This window comes from Kaistella soli (genome assembly GCF_019038595.1).
Classification (GTDB): domain Bacteria; phylum Bacteroidota; class Bacteroidia; order Flavobacteriales; family Weeksellaceae; genus Kaistella; species Kaistella soli.
Genome location: NZ_JAHOPF010000001.1, coordinates 525,968 through 552,805 on the forward strand (window position 1 = coordinate 525,968; position 26,838 = coordinate 552,805).

Below are 26,838 nucleotides of genomic sequence, written 5' to 3' on the forward strand. Positions count from 1 at the left end.
TCACTGCACAAAAATATTGGTAATAAGTACGGCGATAAAATCGATAATAAACAGAAACACGGAGGAATAAACCACCGCTGAATTGGCGGCAACTCCTACACCTTCTGTCCCTTTGCTGCAGTAATATCCTTTGAAGCAGCCTACTAAACTTATCGCAAAACCGAAAAAGAAACTTTTGATGGTCGCCGGAATCAGGTCACTGAATTCCAGACTGTTAAACACCTGATTGAAATAAAGCGTAAACGAAACCTGACCTTTGGTGCTTTCCACTAAATAGGAACCGAAAATTGCAATAAAATCACTGTACATCACCAGAACCGGAAGCATCATGGTTGTTGCTAAAATCCTGGTTATCACAAGATATTTGAAAGGATTGGTTCCGGAAACTTCCATGGCATCAATCTGTTCTGTGACCCGCATGGAACCGATTTCGGCCCCAATTCCTGAACCTACTTTTCCTGCGCAGATCAGTCCGGTAATAATAGGTCCTATTTCCCTGATGATCGAAATGCCCACCATGGCCGGAATCATCGAAACGGCGCCGAATTCCTGCAGCGTAGGCCTGGTCTGCAAAGTGAAAACCAAACCGATGATAAGTCCTGTAACCGTCACCAGAAACAGAGAAAGGTTGCCGATATAAAAGCACTGTTTTAGAAATTCCTGAAATTCATAAGGCTTTTTAAATACCTCTTTGAAAAACCGGAGCGAAAAATAACTGAGATCACCTATTTCAACAATAAATAATTTTAAAGGACTGATGATATGACTAAAAACATTCATATTAAATCAGATGAAAATAGTATTCAGAAATTTATCACTATCGAATTTACTTATTTTTCAGCATAAATTCATTAAATAAAAGAGGAAATATAGAGGTTATGAGTTTCGGAAGACTATTTTGATTTTTATTAAATATTATATCCCAATAAAGCCTTATTTTTGTAACATTATGCAGTCAATAAGTGTTTTTGAAATTATCAAAGTGGGTATCGGTCCATCCAGCTCCCACACTATGGGACCGTGGAATGCGGCAGAAAGTTTTTTAAATTTGATCGGTAGAAGCCGTCCGCTTTCTGACGTAAAAGAAGTTTTCGTTGAATTTTTTGGATCACTGGCTAAAACGGGCATCGGACACGGAACTGATATCGCAGGAATGTTGGGGCTTTCCGGCGAAAATTTCAAAACAATTGATACCACATCCATCGATTCAAAAATTGAGGCGATTAAATCTTCCAATCAAATTAATTTGGGCGGCGAAAAAGTCATTCCTTTTTTCTACGGAGTTCATTTGATTTTAAATAAAGGGAAATCTTTAGATTTTCATCCGAACGGAATGATCTTTAAGGCTGTTTTTGAAAACGGTGAAGAGCTGAGCCAGGATTATTATTCCATAGGCGGCGGATTTATTGCCACCCAGGAAGAAAATTCTTACGAAAAACATTGTATCAGAACCCTCTATCCGTGTCATAACGGCGATGATATAATTAAATATGTGAACAGATTAGGTCTGGAAAAAATTTCAGATTTAATTTTCATGAATGAAGAATCGTGGCGGACAAAGGAAGAAACGGAAAAGGAAGCAATTTATATCTGGCAGCAAATCAAAGAATGTATTTACAAAGGCGTCAATAAGGAAGGAATTCTTCCAGGCGGACTGAATGTAACGCGCCGTGCAGCAGGTCTGAACAGAAAACTGCTCGGTGATAAAAGATATAATAATATTGATGAATGGTTCAAACTGGTCGTGGATGCAGAGGAAACCTTTATCAATATCAATAAATGGGTGTCGTGTTTTGCCTTGGCGGTGAATGAGGAAAATGCCAGTTTCGGACGGATTATTACAGCACCTACCAACGGCGCAAGCGGCGTCATTCCTGCAGTTTTAATGTATGCACAGGCTTTTACAGAACATGACAGTCAGGAAGATATCATCCGATTTCTTTTAGTGGCGGGAGAAATAGGGACTTTATTCAAAAAAAATGCGACTATTTCCGCAGCGATGGGAGGCTGTCAGGCAGAAGTGGGCGTTTCTTCGGCAATGGCCGCGGCAGGACTTACTGAAATCATGGGCGGATCGCCGGGACAGGTTCTGATGGCAGCAGAAATTGCAATGGAACATCATCTTGGAATGACCTGTGACCCGATTGCCGGTTTGGTGCAGATTCCCTGTATTGAAAGGAATTCGATGGGAGCAATAAAAGCGATTACTGCAGCAAATATCGCAATAGAATCTGATCCTGCAAAAGCAAAAGTCTCGCTCGATCAGGTAATTCAGTCGATGTGGGATACGGCTCAGAGTATGAGCGACAGATTCAAGGAAACCTCAGAAGGCGGTTTGGCAATTGCAGTAAATGTAGCGGAATGTTAGTGAAGGTTTTTTTATTTGTCTTGAAACTGTTATTTTCTTAGTTTTAGGCAAATTTAAAATATATATATGAAAGGAATTTTTACAATCTTATTTATTTCGTTCTCTCTGGCTGTTTTTGCACAGTCCAATATCCCGGAAACTTCGGAGAAAGGCATTCTCATACTGAAAGACAATACTTCAGTGTCGTATAAAAACCTTAAATACGAAAAAGGAAAGTTGACTTATACCAACACTGCTAACGGCAAAAATGAGTTTGTTTACGATGCTTCCGTACAGGAAATTAAAGACGGTATGGAAGAGCATTCGTCAATCCTTACGAACCCAAAAAAGTTAACCTCTAATGAGGAGATAAGAAGGTATCTGGAAGCTGGTAATAATGATGTTTATATGAAAGGTAAGAAAACCAGTTCCCTTGGAACGGGGTTTCTGGTGGGAGGTGCCGCATGTTTTGTTGTCGGAGCCGTTTTAAATCTTTCTGCACCCGCTGAAACTCCTTCAGTTACAAACCAGACCACTGAATCCACAGGAAGCCCGGTGCCTCTAATTATAGGTTTAGCTGGGATGGGCACCGGATTAGTTATGAAAATTTCGGGCAATTCAAAAATGAAAGAAGCTATAAACAGTTATAAATCTGCAGATAACAGCAAAACCAAAACCGAATACTTTCTGGTGAATAACCTAAATGGCATTGGTTTAAAGATGAAGTTTTAAAAAAAAGACGCTTGATAATTTCAGCGTCTTTTTTTTTTATCTCAGTTCAATTATTTCTCTAAAATTCCCCGGATTTTATTGGCGTTTCTGATGAGTTCTTCGAGAAGTTCATAATTCTCTTTTTCCAAAGCAGACTTAAATTTTCTTAGCTGTGAAATATGCTCATTCAGAACATCCAGCACATTTTCTTTATTCTGTTTGAAGATCGGAACCCACATCTCCGGATGCGATTTTGCGAGACGTACTGTACTCGAAAATCCAGTACTTGCCAGTTGAAAAATCGTGTCTTCTTCACGCTCTTTCTCTAAAACCGTATTGGCCAAAGCATAAGAAGTGATGTGCGAAATATGCGAAATATATGCGGCATGAACATCGTGATCATCGGCATTCATATAAATCAAATGCATATCGAGATTTTCTGCCGTATTTTCAACGGTTTTTAAAGCGTCTTCAGAAGACTGTTCGCGGTCGCAAATCACAGCGGCTCTTCCGGCAAAACTCTCTGAAACGGCGGATTTAGGCCCGGAATTTTCCGTTCCCCACATCGGGTGAAAAGCAACAAAACGGTTTCTGTTCGGATGGTTTTTTACAGCATTTACAATTCCTGATTTTGTAGAACCTGCATCCATTACCGTTTGATTTTCCGTAACTAAATCTAAAATTCCCGGCAGTATTTTTCTTGAAGCATCCACCGGAATCGCAATAATAACAAGATCTGAATGGGAAACAGCATTTTCAAGTGTGGAAGCCTCATCAATTATCCCGCGTTCTTTGGCTTCAAGCAGGTGGTTTTCGTTCTGATCAACGCCGAAAACATAAGAAGCAAAACCTTTTGCTTTAAGTTTCAGCGCCATTGATCCGCCAATTAATCCGACTCCGATGATGGTAATTTTCATTGCTGCAATGAGTAATTAAATGTCAATAAAATTTATCTGATTTTTTTTAGTGAATGAAAAGTGGCTTCCTCTTTACATTTTTCGAAGCTTACCTCATATCTTGGATTTTTACTGGGATAGGCCAATACATAATCCGGACACGGTTTTTTCTGGGCATTGCTCTTTTCAAAGTTTATTTCGCCTTTGGTAATTATACTGTCTTTTAGGAATTTTTCATCAATTTTATTTTCGTCCATTGCCTGGGAAAAAGCAGGAGAGTATACCATTTTTTTCGACAGGGTTTCCGCAATTACCCTTGAATTTGGCAGGTAGCCGCTGCAGCTTGCGCCTTTTTTATTCAGAATGAAAAATACGAGTAAAAGTCCCGGAACCAGTCCGATTAAGAAAAATTTTAATTTCCTCATTTAAAAAATCAAAAGGTTAATATCGTGATAAGTAAGATCGAAACGGTCGCACACCAACTTTTTCGTATGACGGCCTTTGTACATGTAAAGGGACTGCTTTATTTCGTTTTTACGGACAAGCATATTGTCGAAGCCGCCTTCTTCATCGTAATTTAAGAGATAACTCAAGAAGAAATTAGAGATCGCTTTTGTCGTCGTTCTCGGCATTTTGGAAGTAAGATTCGGTAAACCGCAATGAATAACGCCGTGTTTGATAATATACGGGTTTTCCATATCCGTGAGTTCGGATGTTTCAATAACCTTTCCGTTGTCAATCGTCACATCAATAATAACGCTTCCTTTCTTCATTTTAGTTACCATTTCTTCGGTAACGATAGGGGACAGACTTAATTTTGAAAGTGCACCAATCACGACATCTGCTCTTTTTAAACTTTTTGAAAGTTCTTTAGGATCAATGATAGAAGTCGGAACTCTGCCGTCCACCATCATATGAAGTCTGCGGAGTTTCGAAAGGGAATTGTCAAAAACTTTTACACTTGCTCCTAGACCTAAAGCTGCCTTTGTCGCGAATTCTCCCACAATTCCGGCACCCAGAACCACCACTTCTGTGGGACGTACACCTGTAATTCCGCCCAACATTAATCCGTTTGAAAGTGCAACCAGTTCGGCTGCATAAAGGATAGAAATGCTGCCTGCGATTTCACCTATAAGCCGCACGAGTGAGAGCTGTTTGTATTCGTCTACGATAAATTCAAACGCAATTGCATTCACTTTTTTCTCGGCCAGCTTTTTAAAATACTCCTGGTCCCTCAGATTGATCTGAAGCGCTGAGATAAGATAAGTACAAGGTCTCAGATACTCGATCTCATCCATGGTAGGCGGATTTATTTTCAAAACCAAATCCTGTTGGTAAGCTTCTTTGGGATCGTAAGTGATTTTCGCACCTGATTCCGAATATTGCAGATCTGTGAAAAAAGAGCCTTCACCGGCACCGGTTTCAACAATAATCTGATGTCCGTGGGCCACAAGAACCTGCACGGCATCGGGGGTGAGGCAAGTTCTACGTTCATTAAGGCAGGTTTCTTTCGGAACTCCTATGCTGAACTGTTTTCCTTTTTTAACAACTTCCAGTTTTTCTTCTTTAGGCATTAATTCCTGTTCAGAAAAAGGGGTGAAAATATGTGTAGTGCTCATATTATGATTAATATTCCAATTCTGTCGGGTGTGATTGAATCAGGTTTTTTTAAGGGAACAAAGATACAATCATTTCACCAGTAAATAATTAAATTTATTTGAAGCTGATAAGACGCTCTTCTCCGTTGTTTTCAATCTTCATTTCGTGATGCGGGAAATCAGCAAGATCTTCCTCATACACTTCAGGCCATTCAATAATGCAGAGGTAAGCGTTATCAAGATATTCTTCCATCCCGATATCATACACCTCACTGATGTTTTTCATCCGGTAAAGATCGAAATGGAAAACGTTTCCTTTTGGAGTATGATATTCGTTGACGATGGCATAAGTAGGCGAGGATACTTCATCTCCGCTTCCCAGACTTTTTAAAAAAAACTGCGTGAAAGTGGTTTTCCCGGCTCCTAAATTTCCTTTTAAAAGCAAAATGTTATGCTGAAGCTCCGGCACGATTTGGTCAACCACATTCTGCCATTCTTCAATTTTATGAATATTAAATTCCATCTTTATTATTTGTAAATCTCTACTTCTATTTCCCCGTTTTCACTTACTGCGCCGCGATACATTCCGGCCGTGTTAAAAGGCATGGCAATATTGCCGTCTTTATCCAATGCAATAAGTCCGCCGTCACCGCCCATTTTTTCTATTTCGTCGATGGTCTCCTGAGCGGCGGTCTTAAGGTCTTTATTCAGATATTCCATCTTGGCAGCGACGGTTCTTGCGGCAGTAGCGCGGATAAAGAATTCTCCCCAGCCGGTTCCTGAAATGCCAACCTGTGTATTAGCATAAGTTCCAGCACCAATAATGGGTGCATCGCCGATTCTGCCGTATTTTTTGTTGGTCATGCCGCCGGTTGAAGTTCCCGCAGCGATATTTCCTTTACGGTCCAGAGCCACAGCTCCTACTGTCCCGAATTTCTGATCAATTTCGTAGGAGGCGGGTAAATTATTCTGAGATATTTTAGTTGGGTTTTGGGCTTCTTTTTTCTTTACCTTCTGCAAACCGTCCCAGCGTTCCTTGGTCCAGAAATATTTTGGATCTACAATCTCCAGACCCTGTAACTTCGCAAATTTTTCGGCTCCTTCACCGCTCAACATTACATGCTCCGATTTTTCCATCACTGCAATTGCTGCTTTAATAGGGTTTTTGATGGTGTGTACTCCTGCAATCGCTCCGGCTGATTTATTTTTTCCGGACATGATCGAGGCATCCAGTTCATTTTTCTCATCACTGGTGAAGACCGCACCTTTGCCTGCATTGAAAAGTGGGGAGTCTTCTAATATTACAATGGCAGCCGCTACAGCTTCTACAGAAGTTTTTCCGTAGGTAAACTCTTTATACCCTGCTTTTAAAGCTTCGGTAAGTTTAGCTTTGTAGGCGTTTTCTTTCTCCTGCGTCATTGCTTCTCGCGTAATGGTTCCCGCACCTCCGTGAATCACCATCACATATTTTTTCTGACCGAAAAAAAATGTCGAGATGAAAATAAACAAAGTAACAGCAGCGTTTTTCATGGATAATTTTTTTTCAAAAATAATGAAAATTTCATGGTGCGGGCGAAGGAAGTGCTGAAAAGTTTCTCGGGAAATTTACATTTCAACTACTTATTTCCTATTTTTACCGAATGATTTCGAAAGCGACCATTGATAAAATTTTTTCTACAATCCGGGTGGAAGAAATCATCGGCGAATATGTGCAGCTGAAAAGGGCAGGCTCTAATTTTAAAGGGCTGAGCCCGTTTCATGAAGAGAAATCGCCAAGTTTTGTGGTGTCGCCGAGCAAGCAGATCTGGAAGGATTTTTCTAGCGGTAAAGGAGGTACAGCAATTTCTTTTCTCATGGAAATTGAGAATTTTACTTATCCTGAAGCCCTGCGGCATGCTGCAAAAAAATACGGCATCGAAATCGAAGAAGATATCCGGGAATTAACAGAGGATGAAAAACAGTCGCAAACCGATAAGGAATTGCTGTTCAAAATCCATGAAGTCGCCAACACTTTCTTTCAGGAACAGCTTTTTGATACGGAAGAAGGAAGGTCAATCGGATATTCCTATTTTAAAGAACGGGAACTCCGCGACGAAATCATCAAAAAATTTCAGCTTGGTTATTCGCCGGAACAGAAAAATGCTTTTACGGAATCGGCGTTAAATAAAGGATATTCCAAAGAAATTTTAGAAAAATCAGGACTTTCTATTTTTCCTGAAAATTCTCCCAACGGTATTGACAGGTTCCGTGAAAGGGTGATATTTCCTATTCACAGTTTTTCCGGAAGAGTACTTGGTTTCGGAGCAAGGATTCTTAAGAATAACATTAAAACCGCAAAATATCTCAATTCTCCGGAAACCGAAATCTACCATAAATCCAATGTTCTTTACGGTTTAAACCAAAGCAAGCAGGCGATTTCTAAAAATAATCTCTGCCTTTTGGTGGAAGGTTATATGGACGTTATCGCGCTTCACCAGAGCGGAATTGAAAACGTAGTTTCAAGTTCAGGTACGGCGCTGACAGTAGAACAGATAAAGCTCATCAAAAGGCTTACTGAAAATGTAACGATTCTTTTCGATGGCGATAAAGCAGGAATTAAAGCGAGTTTCAGAAGTATCGATATGCTGCTTTCAGAGTCGATGAACATTAGAGTACTGCTATTTCCTGACGGTGATGATCCGGATTCGTTTGCGAGAAAGCATCCTCAGGATTATGTGGAGAATTTCATTAAAAATGAAGCGAAAGATTTTATTGATTTTAAAGCCGAAATTCTTTTAAAAGAAGCCGGCGACGACCCGATTAAAAAAGCAGAATCAATCCGTGATATCGTAAAATCGGTAGGTTTTGTACAGAACGCGCTGAAACAGGAAATATATTTAAAAGAGGTTTCGAATAAATTTAAACTTTCAGAGCAGTCGCTTTTTAATGAGCTGAACGTTCAGAAACAGCTTCAGAAACAACATGTTTCGCCACAGCAAAGACAGGAAACGCAGGTAAAACCCAGGCTGGAGAAAGTAACCGAGGTTTTTGAAACCATCAATTCGCTCTTGATGTTGGAAGACAAACTGGTGGACCTCATGTTAAATTATGGTGACCGGGTTTTGGATAGAAAAGACGACGAAAACAAACCTTATCAGATCACCGTCATCGAAGAAATCATCAATCATCTGGATGAGGATGAATGCGAAATACAGTCTGAAATCAATAAAAAGATCATTTCGGAAATAAAAGAAGGAATCGCGGAAAATAAGCTTCGTTTCGGAAACTTTTTTATGACCTTGATGGATGAAGACATTCAGGGAAAAATAGCTGATGCATTGATAGAACCTTACGAACTTAGTAACTGGGAAAAGTACAGCATCACGCCGATAAAGCCCGGATCAAAACTGTCGGAACAGATTTCAGAAACATTATTTAAATATAAAAGAGATTATGTTTTGAAAATTGTGGAAGATTTGAAAAAAGAACTTGTCAGCGCTGAAAACAAGGACGAAATCTATATGAAGCTGGTGAAACTTTCTCAGCTCAAGAACAAACTTTCCGAAGTTACCCACCGGATTTTATGACAGATTGTCGGTTTTTTGGTTGTGGAATATTGTTTGCGTAAATTTGAAATACAGGAAAAATAATAAGCCTTAAAAATTTATAAATAAAATTAAAATGGACATAAAAAAAGATTTCAGAGATTTCTCTGTAAAACATTTAGGAAACAGCGGATTGGCTACGGATCAGTATATGGGAATGTATGGCCCAACCAATCTTACCCCGTATATCATGGAGGAAAGACGTTTAAACGTAGCTCAGATGGACGTTTTTTCGCGTCTGATGATGGACAGAATCATCTTTCTCGGAACCGGAATTGACGATCAGGTTGCCAACATTGTAACTGCGCAGCTTTTATTCCTCGAAAGTTCAGACGCTTCCAAAGATATTCAGATTTACATCAACTCTCCGGGCGGAAGTGTATATGCCGGTTTAGGAATTTATGACACGATGCAGATTATCAAGCCTGATGTTTCCACGATCTGTACAGGAATGGCCGCTTCAATGGGTGCCGTTCTTCTGGTTGCAGGTGAAAAAGGAAAACGTTCCGCGCTGAAACATTCCCGAGTGATGATTCACCAGCCTTCCGGCGGTGCACAGGGTGTGGCTTCCGACATGGAAATTAATCTGAGAGAAATGCTGAAACTCAAAAAAGAGTTGTATGATATAATCTCTATTCACTCCGGACAAACCTACGAATGGGTTGAAAAAGCGTCTGACAGAGACTACTGGATGACTTCCACTGAAGCAAAAGAATTTGGAATGGTGGATGAAGTTCTGGAAAGAAAAGTAGAGAAATAATTTCGCAACTCCTGTTAAAAACAAAAAGAACGCAATTTGCGTTCTTTTTTTATGAATGATTTTGGAAGTTTTTTAAGAATTAAAACCCTGAATAATTTTTGCGAAGTCATCAATTTTCAAAGCTGCGCCTCCGATTAAACCACCGTCGATATCAGGTTGCGAGAAGATTTCTTTTGCATTGTCAGGTTTTACAGAACCGCCGTATAAAATAGAAATTTCATCCGCTACTTCCTGTCCGTATTTTGCGGCAATCAGACTTCTGATGTGTGCATGGATTTCCTGCGCCTGTTCCGGACTTGCAGTTTCGCCTGTCCCGATTGCCCAAACGGGTTCGTAAGCGATCACCACTTTTTTAATTTCTTCAGCTGAAAGTGTGAAAAGTGCAACTTCTGTCTGGTTTTTTACGACTTCAAAGTGTTGTCCGGATTTTCTCTGTTCCAAAGTTTCTCCGTTGCAGTAAATTGGGATCAAACCTTTATCCAAAGCCAGTTTTACTTTTCTGTTGCAGTGCGAATCGGTTTCGCCGTGGTACTGTCTGCGTTCTGAATGGCCGATAATTGCTCCGGTAGCTTCGATGGATTCCAGCATGTCTGCGGAAATTTCGCCGGTGTAAGCGCCACTTTCATATTCGCTCATATCCTGTGCAAAAACGCCGATTTCATCCTGCTCATATAAATCTTTCGCCATCATCAGATAGAGGGAAGGAGGTGCGATCCAAACTTCACAGTTGGTGCTGTTGTTCTTTTTGTATTCGAGTAACTGAAACATCAGCTGTTGTGCTTCAATTACGTTTTTGTTCATCTTCCAGTTTCCTGCAACAATATTTTTTCTCATAGTACAATTTTATTTTTAACAAAATTCCGAAATACCCAGTAATAAAAAAAATAAAGCGGAATGATTACATTCATTACGCCTCAGTTTTTTTAAGAATTTTAATCCAGATTCCACATCTGTTTCAGCAGTTTGTAGAAACGGTGCTCGTCTTCACTTACATTATTGTCCGCCTTGATCAGCGATTTTGCGAATTCTGCAAAACTTTTTCTCTCCTCTTCGATAGAATCGTCGTGGAAGCAGCGCGCATGAAATTCGAAATGATCTTTCCAGTCTTCTGGTTTCAAAGTGGCAATCACATCCAGCTCGTTGTCCAGATTCATTTTAAAGGGAAATTCTTCCGCAAGATATTCCTGCACTTTTAATCCTTCAGCCGGAGCAAATTCTCCGTCAACAGACGATAGAATCATTAAAAGATGATAACCTGCGATTGATTTATTTGATTTTTGCATCTGTTTATTTATTTTAGTTTGTTTGAAATTGTGGTCACGAATACCTGAAATATTCGGTTTTTATTGCTTTAAATAGTCTTCAGCAGACATTTTATCAATGATTTTTCCATTCTGTAAAGTTAAAACAAAAGGGTTACTTCTTGCAATTGTTTTAATGGCAGTGGCGTCCATCATTGCATTATTGATGGTTTTGAATGTATTCGGATTGGTGGAAACTCCCAGGATCAGCGCATCTTTCTGCGATTTCAGCTTGGCTTCGGTTTCCGCTAAAACGGTTTTGTCCACCTGATTGGGTTTGTAAGAGAAAACCAGCACCGCTTTTGGCGATTTCAAGATTTCTTCCGTTAAATCCATTCCTTCAGGACTTTCAGGTTTGAATTTAGCGATCTCAGATGAATAACCCTGCTTTACGATCTTGGAAGTTGTTTTTCCGTCCTCTATTTTCCATGGCGAGCCTTCTTCCCAGTATTTTTTATCGTTCACGTAATCATCCTGATTTACTTCCAGAACTTCGCCCGTTTTTTCGTTTTTCAGGGAATAGAATGTCTTATATTCTGAAGGGTTCTTTTCAATTTTTGCTTTTTCTGAATTTAAATCCGTTCCTGTTTTATAATCCCGGAAATCAATTAATGGCTCATGGAAAATTCCGTGCGCAATGACCATCGCCATTCCCAAAGCAAAAACAGTAAGGACAATAAATTTTGAAGGTTTGTTGGGTTGAAGCTGCTGAAACTGGTTTCTGTATAAAAACCAAAGCACTATCAATCCGATAAGCAGGATTAAATCCTTGACAAAACTCTGCCACGGCGTAAATTTGAGAGCGTCTCCAAAACAGCCGCAATCGGTCACTTTATTAAAATATGCCGAATAGAAAGTGAGAAACGCAAAGAAAACACAAACGGCAATTAAAGCAGTTAGCGTGAATTTAAGACGGATTTTCAATAAAAGCATCAGTCCTAATATCAGTTCGAACGCTACGACGAAAATGGCAATCACAAGCGCCTGGCTTTCCAGAAAAGGCATATTGAAAACCGACGGTGAAAAATATTCTTCCAGTTTAAAGGAAAATCCGACCGCGTCAACCGCTTTTACAAAACCGGATGCGATGAAAATAATGCCGATGATAATGCGTAAAATATGTTTCATAGTTTTGGATAAGAAAATCACAATTAGTTTTTTTTAAATAATTTCGGGTTTAAACTCCGCGTCATTTTCTGAAAATTTAATCAGACAGAAAACCGCATAATTCAGCATATCGAAATAATTGGCGTCAATCCCTTCGGAAACGAGTGTTTCGCCTGCGTTGTCCTCGATCTGTTTGGTTCTCAGGACTTTCTGGTAAATCAAATCGGTGATTGAAGAAATTCTCATTTCGCGCCACGCTTCGCCGTAATCGTGGTTTTTCCGCATCATTAATTCTTTGGCTTCATTTGCAAACCGGTCGTAAAGTGCCAAGATCTCGTTTTTGTCCTGTTTGAAATCATCTGCAAAACCTTTCTCCAGCTGTATTAACCCAATAATGGAATAGTTGACGATGGCGATGAAATTTTCTTCCTCAGATTCGCCAACTTTAGAAATTCCGGTGGTTTGAAAATTTCTTAAACTTTTTACTTTGATGAAGATCTGGTCGGTTAAAGACGGCGTTCTCAATACCCGGAAAGACGCACCGTAATCTGTAAGTTTTTTACTGAATAAGTCCCGGCAAACACTTATAACTTCGTCGAACTGTTTTGATGTTTTCTGCATAAAATTTCTAAACTGTTCAAAGATAAGAATTTTGTGTGGAAAAGGGAAGCCGCTGTTCTGCAGATTCACTAAACAATTTACGTAAATTTGCCGCTATGAAACTTCAGACCGCCAGTGATCAGCACGCTTTTTTTTCCATCAACTGTTATGGGAAACTCATTGATTTGTCTTCACCGAAAATCATGGGAATCCTTAATCTGACGCCCGACTCTTTTTCCGATGGCGGAAAGCATAATGAAGAAAAGAAAGCATTAATTCACGCAGAAAATATGTTGAGGAGCGGTGCCGAGATCATCGATATTGGGCCACAGTCAACAAGACCAAATGCTGAGTTTTTACCTGCGGAAGAGGAAATTTCAAGAATTGGAAATATGATTTCTCTTATTAAAAAGGAATTTCCGGAAGCATTGATTTCTCTTGATACTTTTTATTCAGAAGTGGTAAGATTTGGTTTTAACGAAGGTTTGGATATTGTGAATGACATTTCGGGCGGAATGTTTGATGACAAAATGTTTGAAACCGTTGCTGAAACCGGATTACCTTATATTTTAATGCACGTAAATCCAACCTACGAATCAATGCATGAAAAACTGATTGATGACGATATCATTCTGAATATCAACCGGTATTTTTCTGAAAAGATGGGGGAGTTAAAAAAAGCCGGAGTGAAAGATGTTATTCTGGATCCTGGTTTTGGATTTGGGAAAACGGTGGAACAGCAGCATCAGATGATTGATGAACTGGATCATATCGGTTTTGGTAAATATCCTTTACTGGTAGGGATTTCAAGGAAGTCTTTTATATACAAACCTTTAGGAAAACAACCTTCCGACATTAATCCGGAAACGCAAAGGCTTCATCTCAGGCTTCTGGAGAAAGGAGCGAAGATTCTCCGTGTCCACGATGTTGCAGAAGCAAAGAAAACGGTTGATTTATTTCTGAACAGTTAATTCATCCCTGAAAGTTTTTCTGAATATTCTTTGGCAAACTGTTCGCGATCTTTATTGAGCTGATGAAGGTTTACAGGTAAGATATAATTGAACAGAATTTTTTCTTCATCATCTAAAAAGATCAGTTCTTTCTCTTCGCCGTCAATCATCTGCGCGAATATTTCCCACATCGAAGTGTCTTTCATTTTCAGTAATTCAAAAAATTGGGATGCTTTGATCTGTATGATTTTCATTGATATCTCTGTTTTAATTTTTGCAAAAATAGTGTTTTGTGCCGGTTCCCGCGTAAGCGATGTGAGAGGAATCCTTTTTGGGATTGGCGGCGGCTTCGCCGTCGCCAATCCCAAAAAGATTGTAACGGACGTAGCGACCCGCGCACTGGGAAAGCTGTGGCGAGGGATACGCCCCAATTAAAATCCTAAAAAATTAAGTTTCAGCTGGATGGCAAAATTTTCTTTAAACGGCAGCGTAGAGTAGTGCCCAACTCTGTAGAAAAACCCCAGATTGAAAGGTGTTCCCATGAAGTTATTGCTTTCAAGACCAATCTCCTGATAAAGGTGATCAAGTTTCTGAAACTCAAAATTGTGATATTCAGGATTCTTCATATCGCCGGTAATTCCGCGGTAAACCACGTCGAAACTCGAAATGTTTTTCCCGAATGTTTTGAAATACCAGGGAATCCTGTGGGTAAAATAATAGCCCACAAATTTGTCGTTGTAGTATTTTCCGCCTTCCATCGTGGCAAAACCCAGGAAAGATGTCAGGTTAAAATTAAAACTGTCTTTTCCGCTTCCTAAGCCATTCATCGCAAAATGGTGCCAAACAGGAGCTTCACCGGAAATCAAACCTCCATAAACGCGGATTCCCGTTACGCCGGCTTTAGTTTTAAAGTTGTGCTGCGCCAAAATATCGAAGCGGCTGTAATTAAGGTCTCCGCCAAATGTTTTAAGACCCTGTTCGTAATTTAGGTAAAATTCAGGGAAACTCTGTTCATAGGTAAACTTTCCTGAGGGCGTCATGATGTTTTTCGATTTCGGAGCGTATTTCAGGGTCAGCAGGGAGGCGAAATTTTCAAACTTTGGACCGCGGTTCATAAAATCATACCCGAAAGTGGCTTCTTCATTGTCTTTTTTTGCGGAAACATTTAATGTTAAAGCGTTGCTTAAATCATTCTCGAAAGAAAGTTTAAAACCGTCGTGTCGGTAAAACCTGTCGTTTTTCAAATCAATCCCGGAATTCATGATTTTCATTTTGAAGTTCCATAAATTTTCATTGAAGCGTCCTGCAGCAACTACATCATTATAATATTCGGCCCGGAAAAATGAGTTTTTTTCAAGCGTAGTTTTTACGTCAATTCCAACGCCGTATTTCCAGGTTTCGTCTTTGAAACCATAGGCAAGATAGGCGTCAGGGGAAATATATTTGTTAAATCTTTCATTAAGCTTTCCGGCGAGTCCCAAGCGGAAGCCCTCAAATTTATTGTACTTGAGAATTTGCGAGGCATCAAAATCTACTTTTCCGATGCGTATTTTCCCTTTGATTAAACCGGTAAATGCATTTAATTTCTGGTCGAGTTTATATTTTTTTCCAACGCTGTCAATTTTTTCGTAGGTCATTTTTTCACGTGCTGTCAGGGAATCAGTCCTGAAGCGATCCAGCGTTGTTCCGTCAGCATTCTGCACATCCATCGTGTATCCTGAAAAGTCTTTTCTCTTTTCTTCAATAGGAGTTTTAAAATCGAAATAATCCGCGATTACAAAGACATAGTTTCCGAATTTCTGTTTGTCTTTATTTTCTGCTTTTTCACCTGCTTTTTCACCTGTTTTTTCATCGGTTTTTTTGGAATCAAAAACAGTGGAACCCATTTTTACCTTGTAATTTTCCTTACTCAGAAACCATTTGTTATTTATCGGTTTCCAGATGCTGGTGATGGTACCTTCGCTTTTTTTCTTGCTGTTGCTTTCGATTTTTTTCAGACCGAAAGTTTCAGTGTCCACATAAATATAACCGTTGTATTTTCTTTTATCAATAGGCTTTTTGTAATCAACCTGACGGAAACGGATCACATAATTTTTTCTGCCCTCGATTTCAATGGTATCGGTTAAAAAGAATCGGTAAAGCGTACGGTTTTCTTCACGGATTTCCCTTGGGATGCGGTTTCTGTTGGATCGCAGCGTCATCATTTCATAAATCGGCTGTTTCAGTCCGGAAACCCGGTTGTCCAGAACCGTTATCTTTTCGCCGTATTTTTTCGAAAATAAAAATTCGGAAGCTCTCTCCCACAGAAAAAGTTTACTCGAGCCCATCAGTTTCATGACATTCACACTTTCAATTGAATCTTTCCGCTCTTCTTTTGACTGTACCTTTTCCGGAAGACGTTTTAAAGAATCAATTCTTTTTTCGAGGTAGTGGTTGTAGTTTTTAATACTGTCTTCATCGATATCCAGAGAGATTTTTTCATAAGATTTAAAAGAGTAGGAATCGAGGCTTTGTGGGGAGTTCTTTTGGTAATTATCGTTTACTTTCTGCAGAATCTGCAGTGCGCGGGGATCACTTTTGTCGTTGATCACCACTGTTTCGATAGACTGCGTTTTGGGATCGGCTTTTGAAAGTGCAAGTTCCATCACTTTATCCACCACGGCGTCATCGTCGTAATATCCTGCCGCTTTCACGGTTACTTTTTTACATTTTGTTCTGAATTCAAGAACGCCGCCAGCATTGGTTTTTCCTAAATTATTACTGTTACAGAAAACCGACGCATTCGAAAGCGGAGTTCCTTCTCCTGCTCTGAGAACGGTGATTTTTGACTGCCCGAAAATATTCAGAAAAATGAAAGAAAAGAGTAGCGCCGACAGTTTATTCATAGCAACAAAAGTATTCAAAAATATCTGAATCTTACTTGTCCGTCGAAAAATATTGAATGTATGAAAGTGATTCTGAAGGTGTTTCTGATTAAATAAATCAGGAAATCCGTCCCCATTTATTCTTCCCTTTGTATTGTTTCACGTAATAGTTTCTTAAACTTAAATGTTCCGGATGTTCCAAATGGGCATCTTTTTTTAATAAATATTCTACTGCAGATTTTGCGGCTTTAATGATTTTTCCGTCGCTTACCAGATCAAGTTTTTTGAAATCAACGACACCGCTCTGTTGAGTTCCCAAAATATCACCGGGACCGCGAAGCTGCATATCAACTTCGGAAATTTTAAATCCGTCATTGGTTTCGGTCATGGTTTTAATCCTCGTTCTGCTTTCTTTGCTGAGTTTATCTGAAGTCATTAAAATACAGTAGCTCTGTTCCGCGCCGCGTCCAACTCTTCCGCGGAGCTGATGAAGCTGTGATAACCCGAATCTTTCCGCACTTTCGATAATCATTACGGAAGCATTCGGAACGTTTACACCCACTTCGATCACGGTGGTTGCGACCATAATTTCCGCTTTTCCCGACGCAAAATACTGCATCGCGGCATCTTTTTCAGCAGGTTTCATTCTTCCGTGCAGCATAGTGACGTTTTTTCCTTCAAAAAACTCAACAATATGGTCGAAATTTTCCATTAAATTCTTGTAATCCAGCGTTTCAGATTCTTCAATTAACGGATAGACAAAATAAACCTGACGGCCTTTTTCAATTTCGTCTCTCGCAAACCTGAACACAGAAAGCCGGTCTTTTTCCCTTCTGTGGGCGGTAATAATTGGTTTCCTTCCCACAGGCATTTCGTCGATAACTGAAACGTCCAGATCGCTGTAAAAACTCATTGCCAAAGTTCGGGGGATCGGAGTAGCGGTCATGACTAAAATATGAGGAGGAACCTTGTTTTTTGCCCAAAGTTTCGCGCGCTGAGCCACGCCAAAACGGTGCTGTTCATCAATAATTGCCAGTCCGAGGTTTTTAAACCGGACGATGTCTTCCAAAACCGCATGCGTTCCCACCAAAATTGAAAGTTCCCCGTTCAGCAGTTCTTCATGAATGATTTTCCTTTCTGAAGTTTTGGTGGAACCGGTTAAAATGCGGACTTTAATATTGGTGTTTATCAACAGTTCATTAATTGAATTGAAATGCTGCTGCGCCAGAATTTCCGTCGGAGCCATCATACAGCTCTGAAAACCGTTGTCCATCGCAATCAGCATCGCAAGAAGCGCGACCATCGTTTTCCCTGAACCTACGTCGCCCTGAAGAAGCCTGTTCATCTGTATGGGTTTCTTCATGTCGGTACGGATTTCTTTTAAAACCCGTTTTTGTGCATTGGTAAGGTCAAAAGGAAGTGCATTTTCATAAAAACCTTTGAAGTTTTCACCGATTTTAGGAAAAGGATTTCCAACTACAGAGGTATTCTGATGCTGCTTTTTCAAACCGTAACCCAACTGAAAGAAAAATGCTTCTTCAAACTTTAACCTTCTGTTCGCGTGCTCGAAATGGTTGAAATCTTTAGGAAAATGAATGTGATAAAATGCGGGAATTCTTCCGATTAATTTTAAGCTTTTCATTAAAGCGTCGGGCATATTTTCCTCCATTAATGAAGGCAAATTGATGGTGATTTCTGAGAGAACCGTTTGAAAAAATTTATTATTAATTCCTCTTTTGGAGAGTTTTTCACTTCCCGGATAAATAGGAAGAAGCGAGCCTGAAAGTGCTTTTTTTTCGTCAATCTCAATTTCCGGATGCGGCATTGAAAAGTTTCCGTTAAACAGATTGATTCTCCCGAAAATAAAGATTTCCCGGTTGAGAGGAATCTGCTCTTTCAGCCATTTGGAATAGCGGAACCAAACGAGTTCTAAAGTCCCGGTCTCATCTCTGAACTTGGCAGACATCCTTTTCTGTCCGTTTCCGTAGCCAATTTCCTGGATGTCGGTAATTTTGCCTTTAAGCTGGATTTCAGCATCTGGTTCTTCTGTCAAGCCGCCTATCTTATGAATTTTACTTTTATCAATATACCGTAAAGGGTAAAAAGTAAGAAAATCTTCTACCGTCGCTATTCCCAATACATTTCTAATGAATTTGGCGCGTTCAGGACCGATTCCTTTTAAGAATTCTATGGAGGTTTCTAAAGTGATTTTCGTTCAGATAAGATGCGGACGAATTTCGGGAAAATAAAAAAGACTTCCAAAATTAATTTGAAAGTCTGAGTTTTTAATTAAATATAAATTTAAGAACTAATCTTTTATACCGGATTTAAATTTTTTCTGATAGTTTTCCCATTGTTCGCGGGTGTCTATCTTTTTATAGTCATCGTTCGCAATAAACGGAATATAAGGCTCCAGTTCCCGGGCTGTAAGTGCGCCCTGCAGAATGGTGATCGGCATACTTTGTTCATCCAAGAAAACGGTTGTAGGCACGGCATTGACGTTCATAAAACTGGTGAATTCGTGCATGGAATTTTTTCTTTTTCCTGCTTCAAATCCGGGATTGGAAAATGTTCTTCCGAAAAGGGTAATGCTTTCTTTACCTTCCGCATTGAATTTTACGGGATAATAATTTTCATTCAGATATTTTGCGATTACAGGATGGTTGTAGGTGTTTTTTTCCATGATTTTGCACGGTCCGCACCAGTCTGCGTAGAAATCGATCAGAATCTTTCTAGGTTGGTTTTTCTGCGCTTCCACAGCCTGTTCCAAAGTCATCCACTTTACTTGCGAATACGCAAAAGAAATTATTAAAAGAAAAAATAAGTACGTGATTTTTTTCATCAGTGGTTTGATTACAAAAAAAGGTTTTTGTTAAACGGTTATCTTACTTCCTGCATCAGTTTTTTCACCAATGGAGAAATGATAATTAAAAGCACCCCGGCGATTAAAGCATAAATCCCTAATTGTTTATAACCTTCAGTATAGGTAACGAATTTATCCATATTTGAGGCGCCTTCATCTGCGGTGGCCATGTTTGCACCGATAATTCCCGCAACATACTGTCCGTAAGCTGAAGCGAGAAACCACATTCCCATCATCATTCCCTGTAATTTTTCAGTGGAAAGTTTAGTCATAATAGAGAGGCCGATCGGTGAAAGACAAAGCTCCCCAAATGTGATGACCAATAATGCGATGGTAAAAATATTAAGTGAAGTTATACCTTGTAAATCTGCAAAAAACCTTGTTGCAAACAATACATAATATCCTAAACCAAGGAAAATAAATCCTAAACCGAATTTAATTAAAGTGTTCGGCTCCAGTTTTCTTTTGCTCAGCCAAATCCAGAATAAACCGACAAGAGGAGCAAGGAAAATGATGAAAAAAGCACCGCCTGAATTGTTAACGCCATTTGGATCCAGTCCCAGTAAGTCTTTATTCAAGTTATTGGCAGCGAAAATACTTAATGAACCTCCAGACTGCTCATAAATTCCCCAGAAAATAATAGAGAAAATAATGAAAACCAAAGCAGCCCACAATTTTTTTCTTTCTGCGGAAGTCACTTTTGTCATTTCATAGAAAAGATAGAGCAGCGTTGCAGGACCTACGACATACATGAACAAATCGGTGTATTCCGGTACAGAAACCATTGTCATAATGAGCGGAACAAAGATCAGGGATAATATATAAACTCCGTATTCTTTCCATTTTTCCAGTGGAACTGCAGTTCCGTCAGATAATATTTTTAAAGGCTGAAGACCAATGGGTCCCAGTCTTCTTTGGGTGAATATAAAGTTAATTAAGCTGATTACCATTACGATAGCCGCTAAACCAAAAGCGACATTCCAGCGTTTGTCTTCAGGAATAAAGTTTGACAGCATTTCACCTTTCCCGATTGCGATACAGAGATAACCGCCGAGAAGCGCTCCTAAATTAATTCCTGCATAGAACAGCGAAAAACCTGCATCGGTACGTGAATCTCCGGATTTGTAAAGTTTGCCCACCATCGTGGAGATATTCGGTTTAAAAAAACCTGTTCCTACAACGGTAAAGGAAATACCGAGGAAGAAAAAATCATGAGGATTGGTAGCTAAAATTAAACTCCCGACAATCATCAGTAATCCTCCCCAAAACAGTGATTTTCTGAATCCTAAAATTTTATCGGCAAAAAGTCCGCCGACAAAGGTAAAAGCATATACAAATGCCTGTGTGGCTCCATACTGAAGATTGGCCTGCTGGTCGCCGAATTTCAATTGGGAAATCATGAAGAAAACGAGCATTCCTCGCATTCCGTAGAAACAGAAACGTTCCCACATTTCGGAGAAAAAGAGTGACCATATCTGCTTTGGATATTTACCTTTAAAATCCTGTATTTGTTCGAGAGTTAAGTTCATAATGAATTTAATGAAGATGATTTAACAGTTGTTTTACGGGGAAATTCTTCGTTTTCCCACCGATTGCATTTACGAAAATAGAAAAAACCACCGAATAATCGGTGGTTTTATTCCAATATATGTTACACAGATTAATTTACTCCGTGCATTTTCTTTTCTAACCAACGGCTCATTACGAACAGAATTAATGCTGCAACACCACACATTACGATGAATACGAGGAAGAAATCGAAAAGATTAGCAATCTCATATCCTAAGAAGTGGGTAGTTTTTTCTCCCTGTCCGGCTTCTCCGTTTCCTGGAATCAATGCTGACAAAGTTCCCGCAAATTTGTTTGCAGCCGCATTTGCCAGAAACCATGTTCCCATTAACAGTGAAGAAAAACGAAGCGGTGAAAGTTTAGATACCATTGAAAGTCCTATCGGAGAAAGACAAAGTTCTCCCATGGTGTGAATTACATAAAGCGCAATCAGCCAGAACATGGAAACTTTATCCATGATTCCAAGACCGTATACTGCAAATGCGATTACTACATAACCTAATGAAACCAATGCCAAACCAATCGCCATTTTCTTTGGTGAAGAAGGCTCCATACCTCTGTTTCCTAATCTCAGCCATAAAGATGAGAATAATGGAGCCAATAGGATAATTGCCAATGGATTAACTGACTGGAAGTAACTTGCAGGCATTTCCCAACCGAATAAATTTCTGTCGGTTTGTCTGTCTGCAAAAATAGTTAATGAAGCTCCGGCCTGCTCGAATGCACCCCAGAAGAATATAACAAAGAATGCGAGAATGAAAATAACCATAATTCTCTCGCGTTCCTGTTTTGTTAAAGATTTATCTGTTAAAACGATAAGTGGCATTGCAACCATGGCACCATAAATTAAATAACCAATAATGTCAAGATCGCTTTGGAACATTGTTTTGAAATTCATCAAAAAGAAAATTACTCCAATTGAACCTAAAACAAGTCCGATCTGTGCAATACCAAATTTGTTAGTAGGCATACCGATTGGTTTGTTTTCATGGTCAATAAGTAATTTGTTTTTCTGCAGCATGAAGGTAAATAAACCGATTACCATCCCAATTCCTGCCGCAAGGAATCCCCACTTAAAATCAACTTTTTCAGCCAGGGTTCCGCAAATCAGCGGAGAGAAAAACGCTCCAAGGTTAATACCCATATAGAAAATGGTAAAAGCAGAATCAACTCTTCGGTCCCCTTTGGGATATAGCTGACCTACCATTGTGGAAATATTCGGTTTGAAAAATCCGTTTCCGATAATCAGCATCGTAAGACCGATCCACATCAAAGTAATGGCAGAACCTCCCGAGGTAGACGCACTGAAAAACATAATAAACTGACCCAGAGCCATCAGAACGCCTCCGATTTCGATACTTCTTCTGTTCCCCAGAAAACGGTCTGCAAGATAACCTCCTAAAAGCGGGGTAAGATATACCAGGCCGGTGTAACTTCCGTAAATTTGTGAAGCTTCTGCGTCGCCCATTAAAAGCATTTTCGTCATATACAAAACGAAAATCGCACGCATACCGTAATAAGAGAAACGCTCCCACATTTCTGTCATAAACAAAAGATAGAGTCCTTTCGGGTGCCCTGTTTGCACTGCTGTGTCCATATTTTTTATGTGTTAATAATTGTTAAGAAGCAAATATAGTTTTTTTTCCTTTTCTGCGGTGATAATTTTTATTTTAAAAAAAAGAAAAGTGCCGAATTTCTTCAGCACTTTTTAAGATATGTAAATAATATAATTAATTCACTCCCTTTTCCTTCATTATCTTATTTAATCTTTTCAGAATCGATAATCCGAGAAGAGTAGCTAAGAGCAATAAACCGAAGTTTACAATGAAAAAATTTGCCTTGTTTTCGTAGTCATACCAAAAACTTGCCAATACTCCAGAAAGTTTGTTTCCGATAGAAGTGGAAAGAAAGAAACCTCCCATCATCAAAGCGGTAATCCTAGGAGGAGAAAGTTTCGAAACCAGAGACAGTCCCATCGGTGAAAGGCATAATTCGCCAATGGTAATAACACCGTAAGCTGCCACCAGCCAAAGTGCGGAGACTTTAACCAAACCATTGTCACCGGCGTACACCGCGCCTATCATTACCAAACACGAAAGTGCAGAAATGAATAGACCGAGAACAATTTTGCTCGGTGTGGTAGGTTCTTTGCCTTTTTTTCGGAGGTACATAAAAAAGCCTACTACGACAGGAGTTAAAATAATTACCCAAAACGGATTTACCGACTGGAATAACTCTGTATTATAGAGATAAACATTTTTCTCCGGATTAGCTTCCATCACTGCTTTCTTTGCTGGATCTTCATTCCTGAAATAGATGTCTTTTCCCTGCTCTTTTACCGCATTTCCTGCTTTATCTTTTTGAGCCTGATATTGATTGTCATAAACATTAACTTCCTTTGTCTCATAATTTTTTGAATCTACAAGGTAAATAGATTCCAGAGGTTTCTCTGCTACAGCCGGAACACTTCTGTCCGTATAATAGTTTGCCCATCTTGTAAGCGCGGTTCCGTTCTGTTTAAAAACTGCCCAGAACATTAAACTTACCGCGAAAATTGCAAGTAAAGCACCGATAGGTTTTTTATCTTCCGCGTTGGCTTTAACATAAAGCATCACATAAAAATATACCACCGGAAGACACGCAAATATGAAGGCATCCGTAGAATCGCTACCGAAAATATTATCCGGAATTATCCAACCGATAATACCTGCAATAATTGCCGGTAAAAAAACTTTAACCAAAATATCTGAAATCTTGGTGTCACCTTCCTGAGCTGGCTTAATAACATTCGCTTTTAAAATATGCTTTCTTCCTAATGTAAAGATGATCAAACCTAGAAACATACCAACTCCTGCGGTCATAAATGCTTCTCCCCAACCGAATTTGTTACGCATGAATGCTGCGATGATATTACAAACAAAAGCACCGATATTAATTCCCATATAGAAGATGTTGTAACCCGCATCTTTATTGGCTTTATACGGTTCTTCTTCATAAAGATTTCCCAACAGGGTGGAGATACTCGGTTTGAAGAATCCGTTTCCTAGAATAATTAAACCCATAGAAGCGTAAAACAGAGAAATATCCTGAAAATATCCTAATCCGATATAGCCAAGACCCATCAATGCTCCTCCGATGTAAATCGCTTTCATATAACCTAAAACGCGGTCGGCCAAAAAACCGCCAAGAAAAGGCGTCAGATAGGTGAGGGCGATGAATGTACCAAAGATATCGTCTGCATTTTTATCATTAAAAGAAAGTCCGCCTGTTTCTTTCGGGTCGATCATGTACAGAACAAAAATTCCGAGAATGAGATAATATCCGAAACGCTCCCACATTTCTGTGAAAAACAGGTATGGCAGCCCTTTTGGGTGTTTGTTTGTGGTCTTATTTTCCATTTTTTAAGTTATTTCAGTAAATATATTTTTGATTAATAAAAAAAGCTCCGGTAAAAGAGCTTTCGGTATCATTTGAAAACGGTTTTATTAAAGGTTTTGTAAAATAAAATCGGTCATTTTCTGATAAAGTTGTGGACGGGTCTGTCCGCCGAATATTCCGTGATTTTTATCCGGATAAGCCATGAATTCGAACTGTTTTTTGTTTTGAATCAAAGCTTCAGAAAATTCCATTGAATTCTGGAAATGTACATTGTCATCAGCTGTTCCGTGGATTAACAGGAACTTTCCTTTCAACAGTTTGGCATATTCTGTAGGTGAATTTTCGTCATAACCTTTAGGGTTTTCCTGTGGAGTTCTTAAGAATCTTTCCGTGTAAACGGTATCATAATATCTCCAGTTGGTTACCGGTGCTACCGCAATACCTGCTTTGAAAACATCTGCACCTTTCGTAAGCGCCAGACTTGCCATGTATCCGCCAAAACTCCATCCGAAAATCCCAATTCTGGATTTGTCGATATAACTTTGATTTCCGAACCATTTCGCTGCGGTAATCTGATCTTCAATCTCGTATTTACCAAGGTTCATATACGTAACTTTTTTGTATTTTGTGCCTTTGAAACCGGTTCCGCGTCCGTCAACACATGCTACAATATATCCCTGCTGAACCAGATGATTGAACCACAAACCGTTCCCGCCATCCCAGGAATTCGATACGCTTTGCGATCCCGGTCCTGAATACTGGAACATGAAAAGCGGATATTTTTTATTCGGGTCGAAATTTTTCGGTTTCATCACCCACGCATTCATCTGATCACCGGCTTCATTTGGAATGGTCAGATATTCTCTTGCCACCCAATTGTCAGCCTGCAGTTTTTTCAACTGCTCATTATTGTTCTGAAGTTCTTTTACAGTTTTTCCGTTTCCGTCCTTCAAAACGTAGGTGTAAGGTCTTGTGGAAGTGGAGGAAGTCTCGATGAAATAATTGTAATTTCCGCTGAAGCTCGCACTGTTATTTCCTTCACCGTTCGAAAGAAGTGTTGTTTTTCCGTTTTCGATATTCACTTTGGAAACTACTTTGTTGATGCTTCCTTTTTCGGTGGTCTGAATAAGAACTTCTTTTGTTTTTGGATTAAATCCGTAATAATCAGTTACTTCCCAGTTTCCTTTGGTGATCTGTTTTTTCAGTTTTCCGTTTTGATCATACCAGTACAAATGGCGGTTTCCGTCACGTTCCGAACCCCAGATGAATGAGTTGTCAGCAAGAAATTCTAAAGTCACATTATCGGTATCTACCCATTTATCGTCGGTTTCTGTAAATAACTTCTGGATATTTCCTGTTTTGGTATTCACTTTTAAAACATCTGATGCATTTTGGGTTCTTTCAGAAGTAATTAAAATAATTTCATCCGCTTTTGCTGTTTTATATATGTTCGGAATGTAGTAATTTTTGAAACCTGAAAGATCTAAAGGAATGGTTTTTCCGGAATCCAATCGGAATAATTGCGCTGAAACCACTGAGTTTTTTTCACCTGCTTTAGGATATTTAAACCGCATTTCTGAAGGATAGAGCTGCTTTCCGTAAATCGGGATATACATTTCCGGAACTTCAGTTTCGTTGGATTTAACAAAAACAATCGCATCTGAATTTTTGGTCCATTCATATTGTTTTGCATGTCCGAATTCCTCTTCATAAACCCAGTCTGCAAGACCGTTAAGAATGGAATTCTTCTTTCCGTCTGTAGTAATCTGTGTGATTTTTCCTGAACTCAGATCCTGGTAGAAAAGATTGTTTTCTGAAATAAAAGCAACCTTGGTTCCGTCAGGTGAGAAAGTAGGTTCCTGAACTGAGTTTCCGTTATTTAAATTCAAGACTTTCCCCGATTTTAAATCTTTTACATCAAATTTCCCCAGGAAAGAATGTCTGTAAATAGGGTCACTGCTTTTTAATAACAGTATCTTAGATTCGTCATCATTGAAAATATAGGATTGGTAACTTCCGTCAACAATATTTCCTTCTTTCATCGAAGTTTTATAGGAATATTTTGCAATTCCTGTCGGCTCGATCACCGCGTAATTTTCACCGTTTTTCAGCGAAGCAATTCCTGAGATTCCTTTTCCGCGGTAATACCCGGAATATATTTTATCAAGTGTAATCTCTTGCGAGAAAACCATTACAGAAGCAATGACTGAGAGGGATAAAAAGATTTTTTTCATGAATTAAATTTGATAAGATCTCAAAGATAGCAAAATTCTTAAAATAGCGTTAATCTTTCCTCAAATAGTAGTATTG

At 39.3% G+C, this 26,838-nt stretch carries 23 protein-coding genes; 5 read left to right on the top strand and 18 right to left on the bottom strand.

Annotated elements, in window-relative coordinates:
- On the bottom strand, nt 1-780 hold the full coding sequence (locus KSK37_RS02470; protein WP_217199245.1) for an MlaE family ABC transporter permease: 780 nt from the start codon (nt 778-780) through the stop codon (nt 1-3).
- 169 nt (nt 781-949) lie between these two features.
- Between KSK37_RS02470 and KSK37_RS02475 the strand changes: the two genes are divergently transcribed.
- Both KSK37_RS02475 and KSK37_RS02480 read left to right on the top strand, forming a co-directional pair.
- Nucleotides 950-2,368, top strand: coding sequence for an L-serine ammonia-lyase (locus tag KSK37_RS02475; protein WP_217199246.1), 1,419 nt, complete (start codon nt 950-952; stop codon nt 2,366-2,368).
- Between the two features lie 66 nt (nt 2,369-2,434).
- The gene (locus tag KSK37_RS02480; RefSeq protein ID WP_217199247.1) at nt 2,435-3,079 is read left to right on the top strand and encodes a hypothetical protein; all 645 of its coding nucleotides are present in this window, start codon (nt 2,435-2,437) and stop codon (nt 3,077-3,079) included.
- A gap of 50 nt (nt 3,080-3,129) precedes the next feature.
- On the opposite strand, the gene KSK37_RS02485 is transcribed toward KSK37_RS02480, so the two are convergent.
- The 5 genes from KSK37_RS02485 to KSK37_RS02505 form a co-directional block, all read right to left on the bottom strand.
- Complete coding sequence (locus KSK37_RS02485; protein ID WP_088358050.1) at nt 3,130-3,975, bottom strand: prephenate dehydrogenase; 846 nt, start codon at nt 3,973-3,975, stop codon at nt 3,130-3,132.
- A gap of 32 nt (nt 3,976-4,007) precedes the next feature.
- Entirely contained in the window at nt 4,008-4,379 is a 372-nt protein-coding gene (locus tag KSK37_RS02490; RefSeq protein ID WP_088358049.1) for a DUF4258 domain-containing protein, read from the bottom strand.
- Nucleotides 4,380-5,573, bottom strand: a complete 1,194-nt coding sequence (locus tag KSK37_RS02495; RefSeq protein WP_217199248.1) for an alanine dehydrogenase — start codon at nt 5,571-5,573, stop codon at nt 4,380-4,382.
- A gap of 94 nt (nt 5,574-5,667) precedes the next feature.
- Entirely contained in the window at nt 5,668-6,075 is a 408-nt protein-coding gene (tsaE, locus tag KSK37_RS02500; RefSeq protein WP_217199249.1) for a tRNA (adenosine(37)-N6)-threonylcarbamoyltransferase complex ATPase subunit type 1 TsaE, read from the bottom strand.
- A 5-nt stretch (nt 6,076-6,080) separates the two neighbouring features.
- A complete protein-coding gene (locus tag KSK37_RS02505) occupies nt 6,081-7,082 on the bottom strand; it encodes an isoaspartyl peptidase/L-asparaginase family protein (RefSeq protein WP_217199250.1) in 1,002 nt (333 codons plus the stop codon).
- Between the two features lie 110 nt (nt 7,083-7,192).
- Here KSK37_RS02505 and dnaG point away from each other — a divergent pair, with 110 nt between their 5' ends.
- Entirely contained in the window at nt 7,193-9,118 is a 1,926-nt protein-coding gene (gene dnaG / locus KSK37_RS02510) for a DNA primase (protein ID WP_217199251.1), read from the top strand.
- Between the two features lie 94 nt (nt 9,119-9,212).
- On the top strand, nt 9,213-9,896 hold the full coding sequence (clpP, locus tag KSK37_RS02515; RefSeq protein WP_217199252.1) for an ATP-dependent Clp endopeptidase proteolytic subunit ClpP: 684 nt from the start codon (nt 9,213-9,215) through the stop codon (nt 9,894-9,896).
- Nucleotides 9,897-9,968: 72 nt separating this feature from the next.
- Here the strand turns inward: clpP and tpiA are convergent, their stop codons facing one another.
- From tpiA to KSK37_RS02535, 4 genes are all read right to left on the bottom strand, one after another.
- The gene (gene tpiA / locus KSK37_RS02520) at nt 9,969-10,730 is read right to left on the bottom strand and encodes a triose-phosphate isomerase (RefSeq protein WP_217199254.1); all 762 of its coding nucleotides are present in this window, start codon (nt 10,728-10,730) and stop codon (nt 9,969-9,971) included.
- Between the two features lie 98 nt (nt 10,731-10,828).
- Entirely contained in the window at nt 10,829-11,179 is a 351-nt protein-coding gene (locus KSK37_RS02525) for a TerB family tellurite resistance protein (protein WP_088358042.1), read from the bottom strand.
- 60 nt (nt 11,180-11,239) lie between these two features.
- A complete protein-coding gene (locus KSK37_RS02530) occupies nt 11,240-12,325 on the bottom strand; it encodes a BT_3928 family protein (RefSeq protein ID WP_217199255.1) in 1,086 nt (361 codons plus the stop codon).
- Nucleotides 12,326-12,358: 33 nt separating this feature from the next.
- Nucleotides 12,359-12,925 (bottom strand): DUF1599 domain-containing protein, encoded by a 567-nt coding sequence (locus tag KSK37_RS02535; RefSeq protein ID WP_217199256.1) that lies wholly within the window; start codon nt 12,923-12,925, stop codon nt 12,359-12,361.
- 95 nt (nt 12,926-13,020) lie between these two features.
- On the opposite strand from KSK37_RS02535, the gene folP reads away from it, so the two are divergent.
- Nucleotides 13,021-13,875 (top strand): dihydropteroate synthase, encoded by an 855-nt coding sequence (folP, locus tag KSK37_RS02540; RefSeq protein WP_246566176.1) that lies wholly within the window; start codon nt 13,021-13,023, stop codon nt 13,873-13,875.
- Here folP and KSK37_RS02545 read toward each other — a convergent pair.
- The 8 genes from KSK37_RS02545 to KSK37_RS02580 form a co-directional block, all read right to left on the bottom strand.
- Nucleotides 13,872-14,108 (bottom strand): hypothetical protein, encoded by a 237-nt coding sequence (locus KSK37_RS02545; RefSeq protein WP_088358040.1) that lies wholly within the window; start codon nt 14,106-14,108, stop codon nt 13,872-13,874. The two genes, folP and KSK37_RS02545, sit on opposite strands and share 4 nt — an antisense overlap.
- Nucleotides 14,109-14,285: 177 nt before the next feature.
- Nucleotides 14,286-16,739, bottom strand: a complete 2,454-nt coding sequence (locus KSK37_RS02550; RefSeq protein WP_217199257.1) for a DUF5686 family protein — start codon at nt 16,737-16,739, stop codon at nt 14,286-14,288.
- A 97-nt stretch (nt 16,740-16,836) separates the two neighbouring features.
- The gene (gene recG / locus KSK37_RS02555) at nt 16,837-18,927 is read right to left on the bottom strand and encodes an ATP-dependent DNA helicase RecG (RefSeq protein ID WP_217199408.1); all 2,091 of its coding nucleotides are present in this window, start codon (nt 18,925-18,927) and stop codon (nt 16,837-16,839) included.
- Between the two features lie 99 nt (nt 18,928-19,026).
- Nucleotides 19,027-19,560, bottom strand: coding sequence for a thioredoxin family protein (locus tag KSK37_RS02560; RefSeq protein ID WP_217199258.1), 534 nt, complete (start codon nt 19,558-19,560; stop codon nt 19,027-19,029).
- A gap of 38 nt (nt 19,561-19,598) precedes the next feature.
- Complete coding sequence (locus KSK37_RS02565) at nt 19,599-21,110, bottom strand: peptide MFS transporter (protein WP_217199259.1); 1,512 nt, start codon at nt 21,108-21,110, stop codon at nt 19,599-19,601.
- Nucleotides 21,111-21,241: 131 nt separating this feature from the next.
- The gene (locus KSK37_RS02570) at nt 21,242-22,747 is read right to left on the bottom strand and encodes a peptide MFS transporter (protein WP_088358035.1); all 1,506 of its coding nucleotides are present in this window, start codon (nt 22,745-22,747) and stop codon (nt 21,242-21,244) included.
- Between the two features lie 133 nt (nt 22,748-22,880).
- On the bottom strand, nt 22,881-24,548 hold the full coding sequence (locus KSK37_RS02575) for a peptide MFS transporter (protein WP_217199261.1): 1,668 nt from the start codon (nt 24,546-24,548) through the stop codon (nt 22,881-22,883).
- 87 nt (nt 24,549-24,635) lie between these two features.
- Complete coding sequence (locus tag KSK37_RS02580) at nt 24,636-26,762, bottom strand: S9 family peptidase (RefSeq protein ID WP_217199263.1); 2,127 nt, start codon at nt 26,760-26,762, stop codon at nt 24,636-24,638.
- Nucleotides 26,763-26,838: the final 76 nt, after the last annotated feature.

Coding starts and splice junctions, on each gene's coding strand:
- KSK37_RS02470 (WP_217199245.1), bottom strand. CDS start 780: ATGAATGTTTTTAGTCATATCATCAGTCCTTTAAAATTATTTATTGTT.
- KSK37_RS02475 (WP_217199246.1), top strand. CDS start 950: ATGCAGTCAATAAGTGTTTTTGAAATTATCAAAGTGGGTATCGGTCCA.
- KSK37_RS02480 (WP_217199247.1), top strand. CDS start 2,435: ATGAAAGGAATTTTTACAATCTTATTTATTTCGTTCTCTCTGGCTGTT.
- KSK37_RS02485 (WP_088358050.1), bottom strand. CDS start 3,975: ATGAAAATTACCATCATCGGAGTCGGATTAATTGGCGGATCAATGGCG.
- KSK37_RS02490 (WP_088358049.1), bottom strand. CDS start 4,379: ATGAGGAAATTAAAATTTTTCTTAATCGGACTGGTTCCGGGACTTTTA.
- KSK37_RS02495 (WP_217199248.1), bottom strand. CDS start 5,573: ATGAGCACTACACATATTTTCACCCCTTTTTCTGAACAGGAATTAATG.
- tsaE (WP_217199249.1), bottom strand. CDS start 6,075: ATGGAATTTAATATTCATAAAATTGAAGAATGGCAGAATGTGGTTGAC.
- KSK37_RS02505 (WP_217199250.1), bottom strand. CDS start 7,082: ATGAAAAACGCTGCTGTTACTTTGTTTATTTTCATCTCGACATTTTTT.
- dnaG (WP_217199251.1), top strand. CDS start 7,193: ATGATTTCGAAAGCGACCATTGATAAAATTTTTTCTACAATCCGGGTG.
- clpP (WP_217199252.1), top strand. CDS start 9,213: ATGGACATAAAAAAAGATTTCAGAGATTTCTCTGTAAAACATTTAGGA.
- tpiA (WP_217199254.1), bottom strand. CDS start 10,730: ATGAGAAAAAATATTGTTGCAGGAAACTGGAAGATGAACAAAAACGTA.
- KSK37_RS02525 (WP_088358042.1), bottom strand. CDS start 11,179: ATGCAAAAATCAAATAAATCAATCGCAGGTTATCATCTTTTAATGATT.
- KSK37_RS02530 (WP_217199255.1), bottom strand. CDS start 12,325: ATGAAACATATTTTACGCATTATCATCGGCATTATTTTCATCGCATCC.
- KSK37_RS02535 (WP_217199256.1), bottom strand. CDS start 12,925: ATGCAGAAAACATCAAAACAGTTCGACGAAGTTATAAGTGTTTGCCGG.
- folP (WP_246566176.1), top strand. CDS start 13,021: ATGAAACTTCAGACCGCCAGTGATCAGCACGCTTTTTTTTCCATCAAC.
- KSK37_RS02545 (WP_088358040.1), bottom strand. CDS start 14,108: ATGAAAATCATACAGATCAAAGCATCCCAATTTTTTGAATTACTGAAA.
- KSK37_RS02550 (WP_217199257.1), bottom strand. CDS start 16,739: ATGAATAAACTGTCGGCGCTACTCTTTTCTTTCATTTTTCTGAATATT.
- KSK37_RS02560 (WP_217199258.1), bottom strand. CDS start 19,560: ATGAAAAAAATCACGTACTTATTTTTTCTTTTAATAATTTCTTTTGCG.
- KSK37_RS02565 (WP_217199259.1), bottom strand. CDS start 21,110: ATGAACTTAACTCTCGAACAAATACAGGATTTTAAAGGTAAATATCCA.
- KSK37_RS02570 (WP_088358035.1), bottom strand. CDS start 22,747: ATGGACACAGCAGTGCAAACAGGGCACCCGAAAGGACTCTATCTTTTG.
- KSK37_RS02575 (WP_217199261.1), bottom strand. CDS start 24,548: ATGGAAAATAAGACCACAAACAAACACCCAAAAGGGCTGCCATACCTG.
- KSK37_RS02580 (WP_217199263.1), bottom strand. CDS start 26,762: ATGAAAAAAATCTTTTTATCCCTCTCAGTCATTGCTTCTGTAATGGTT.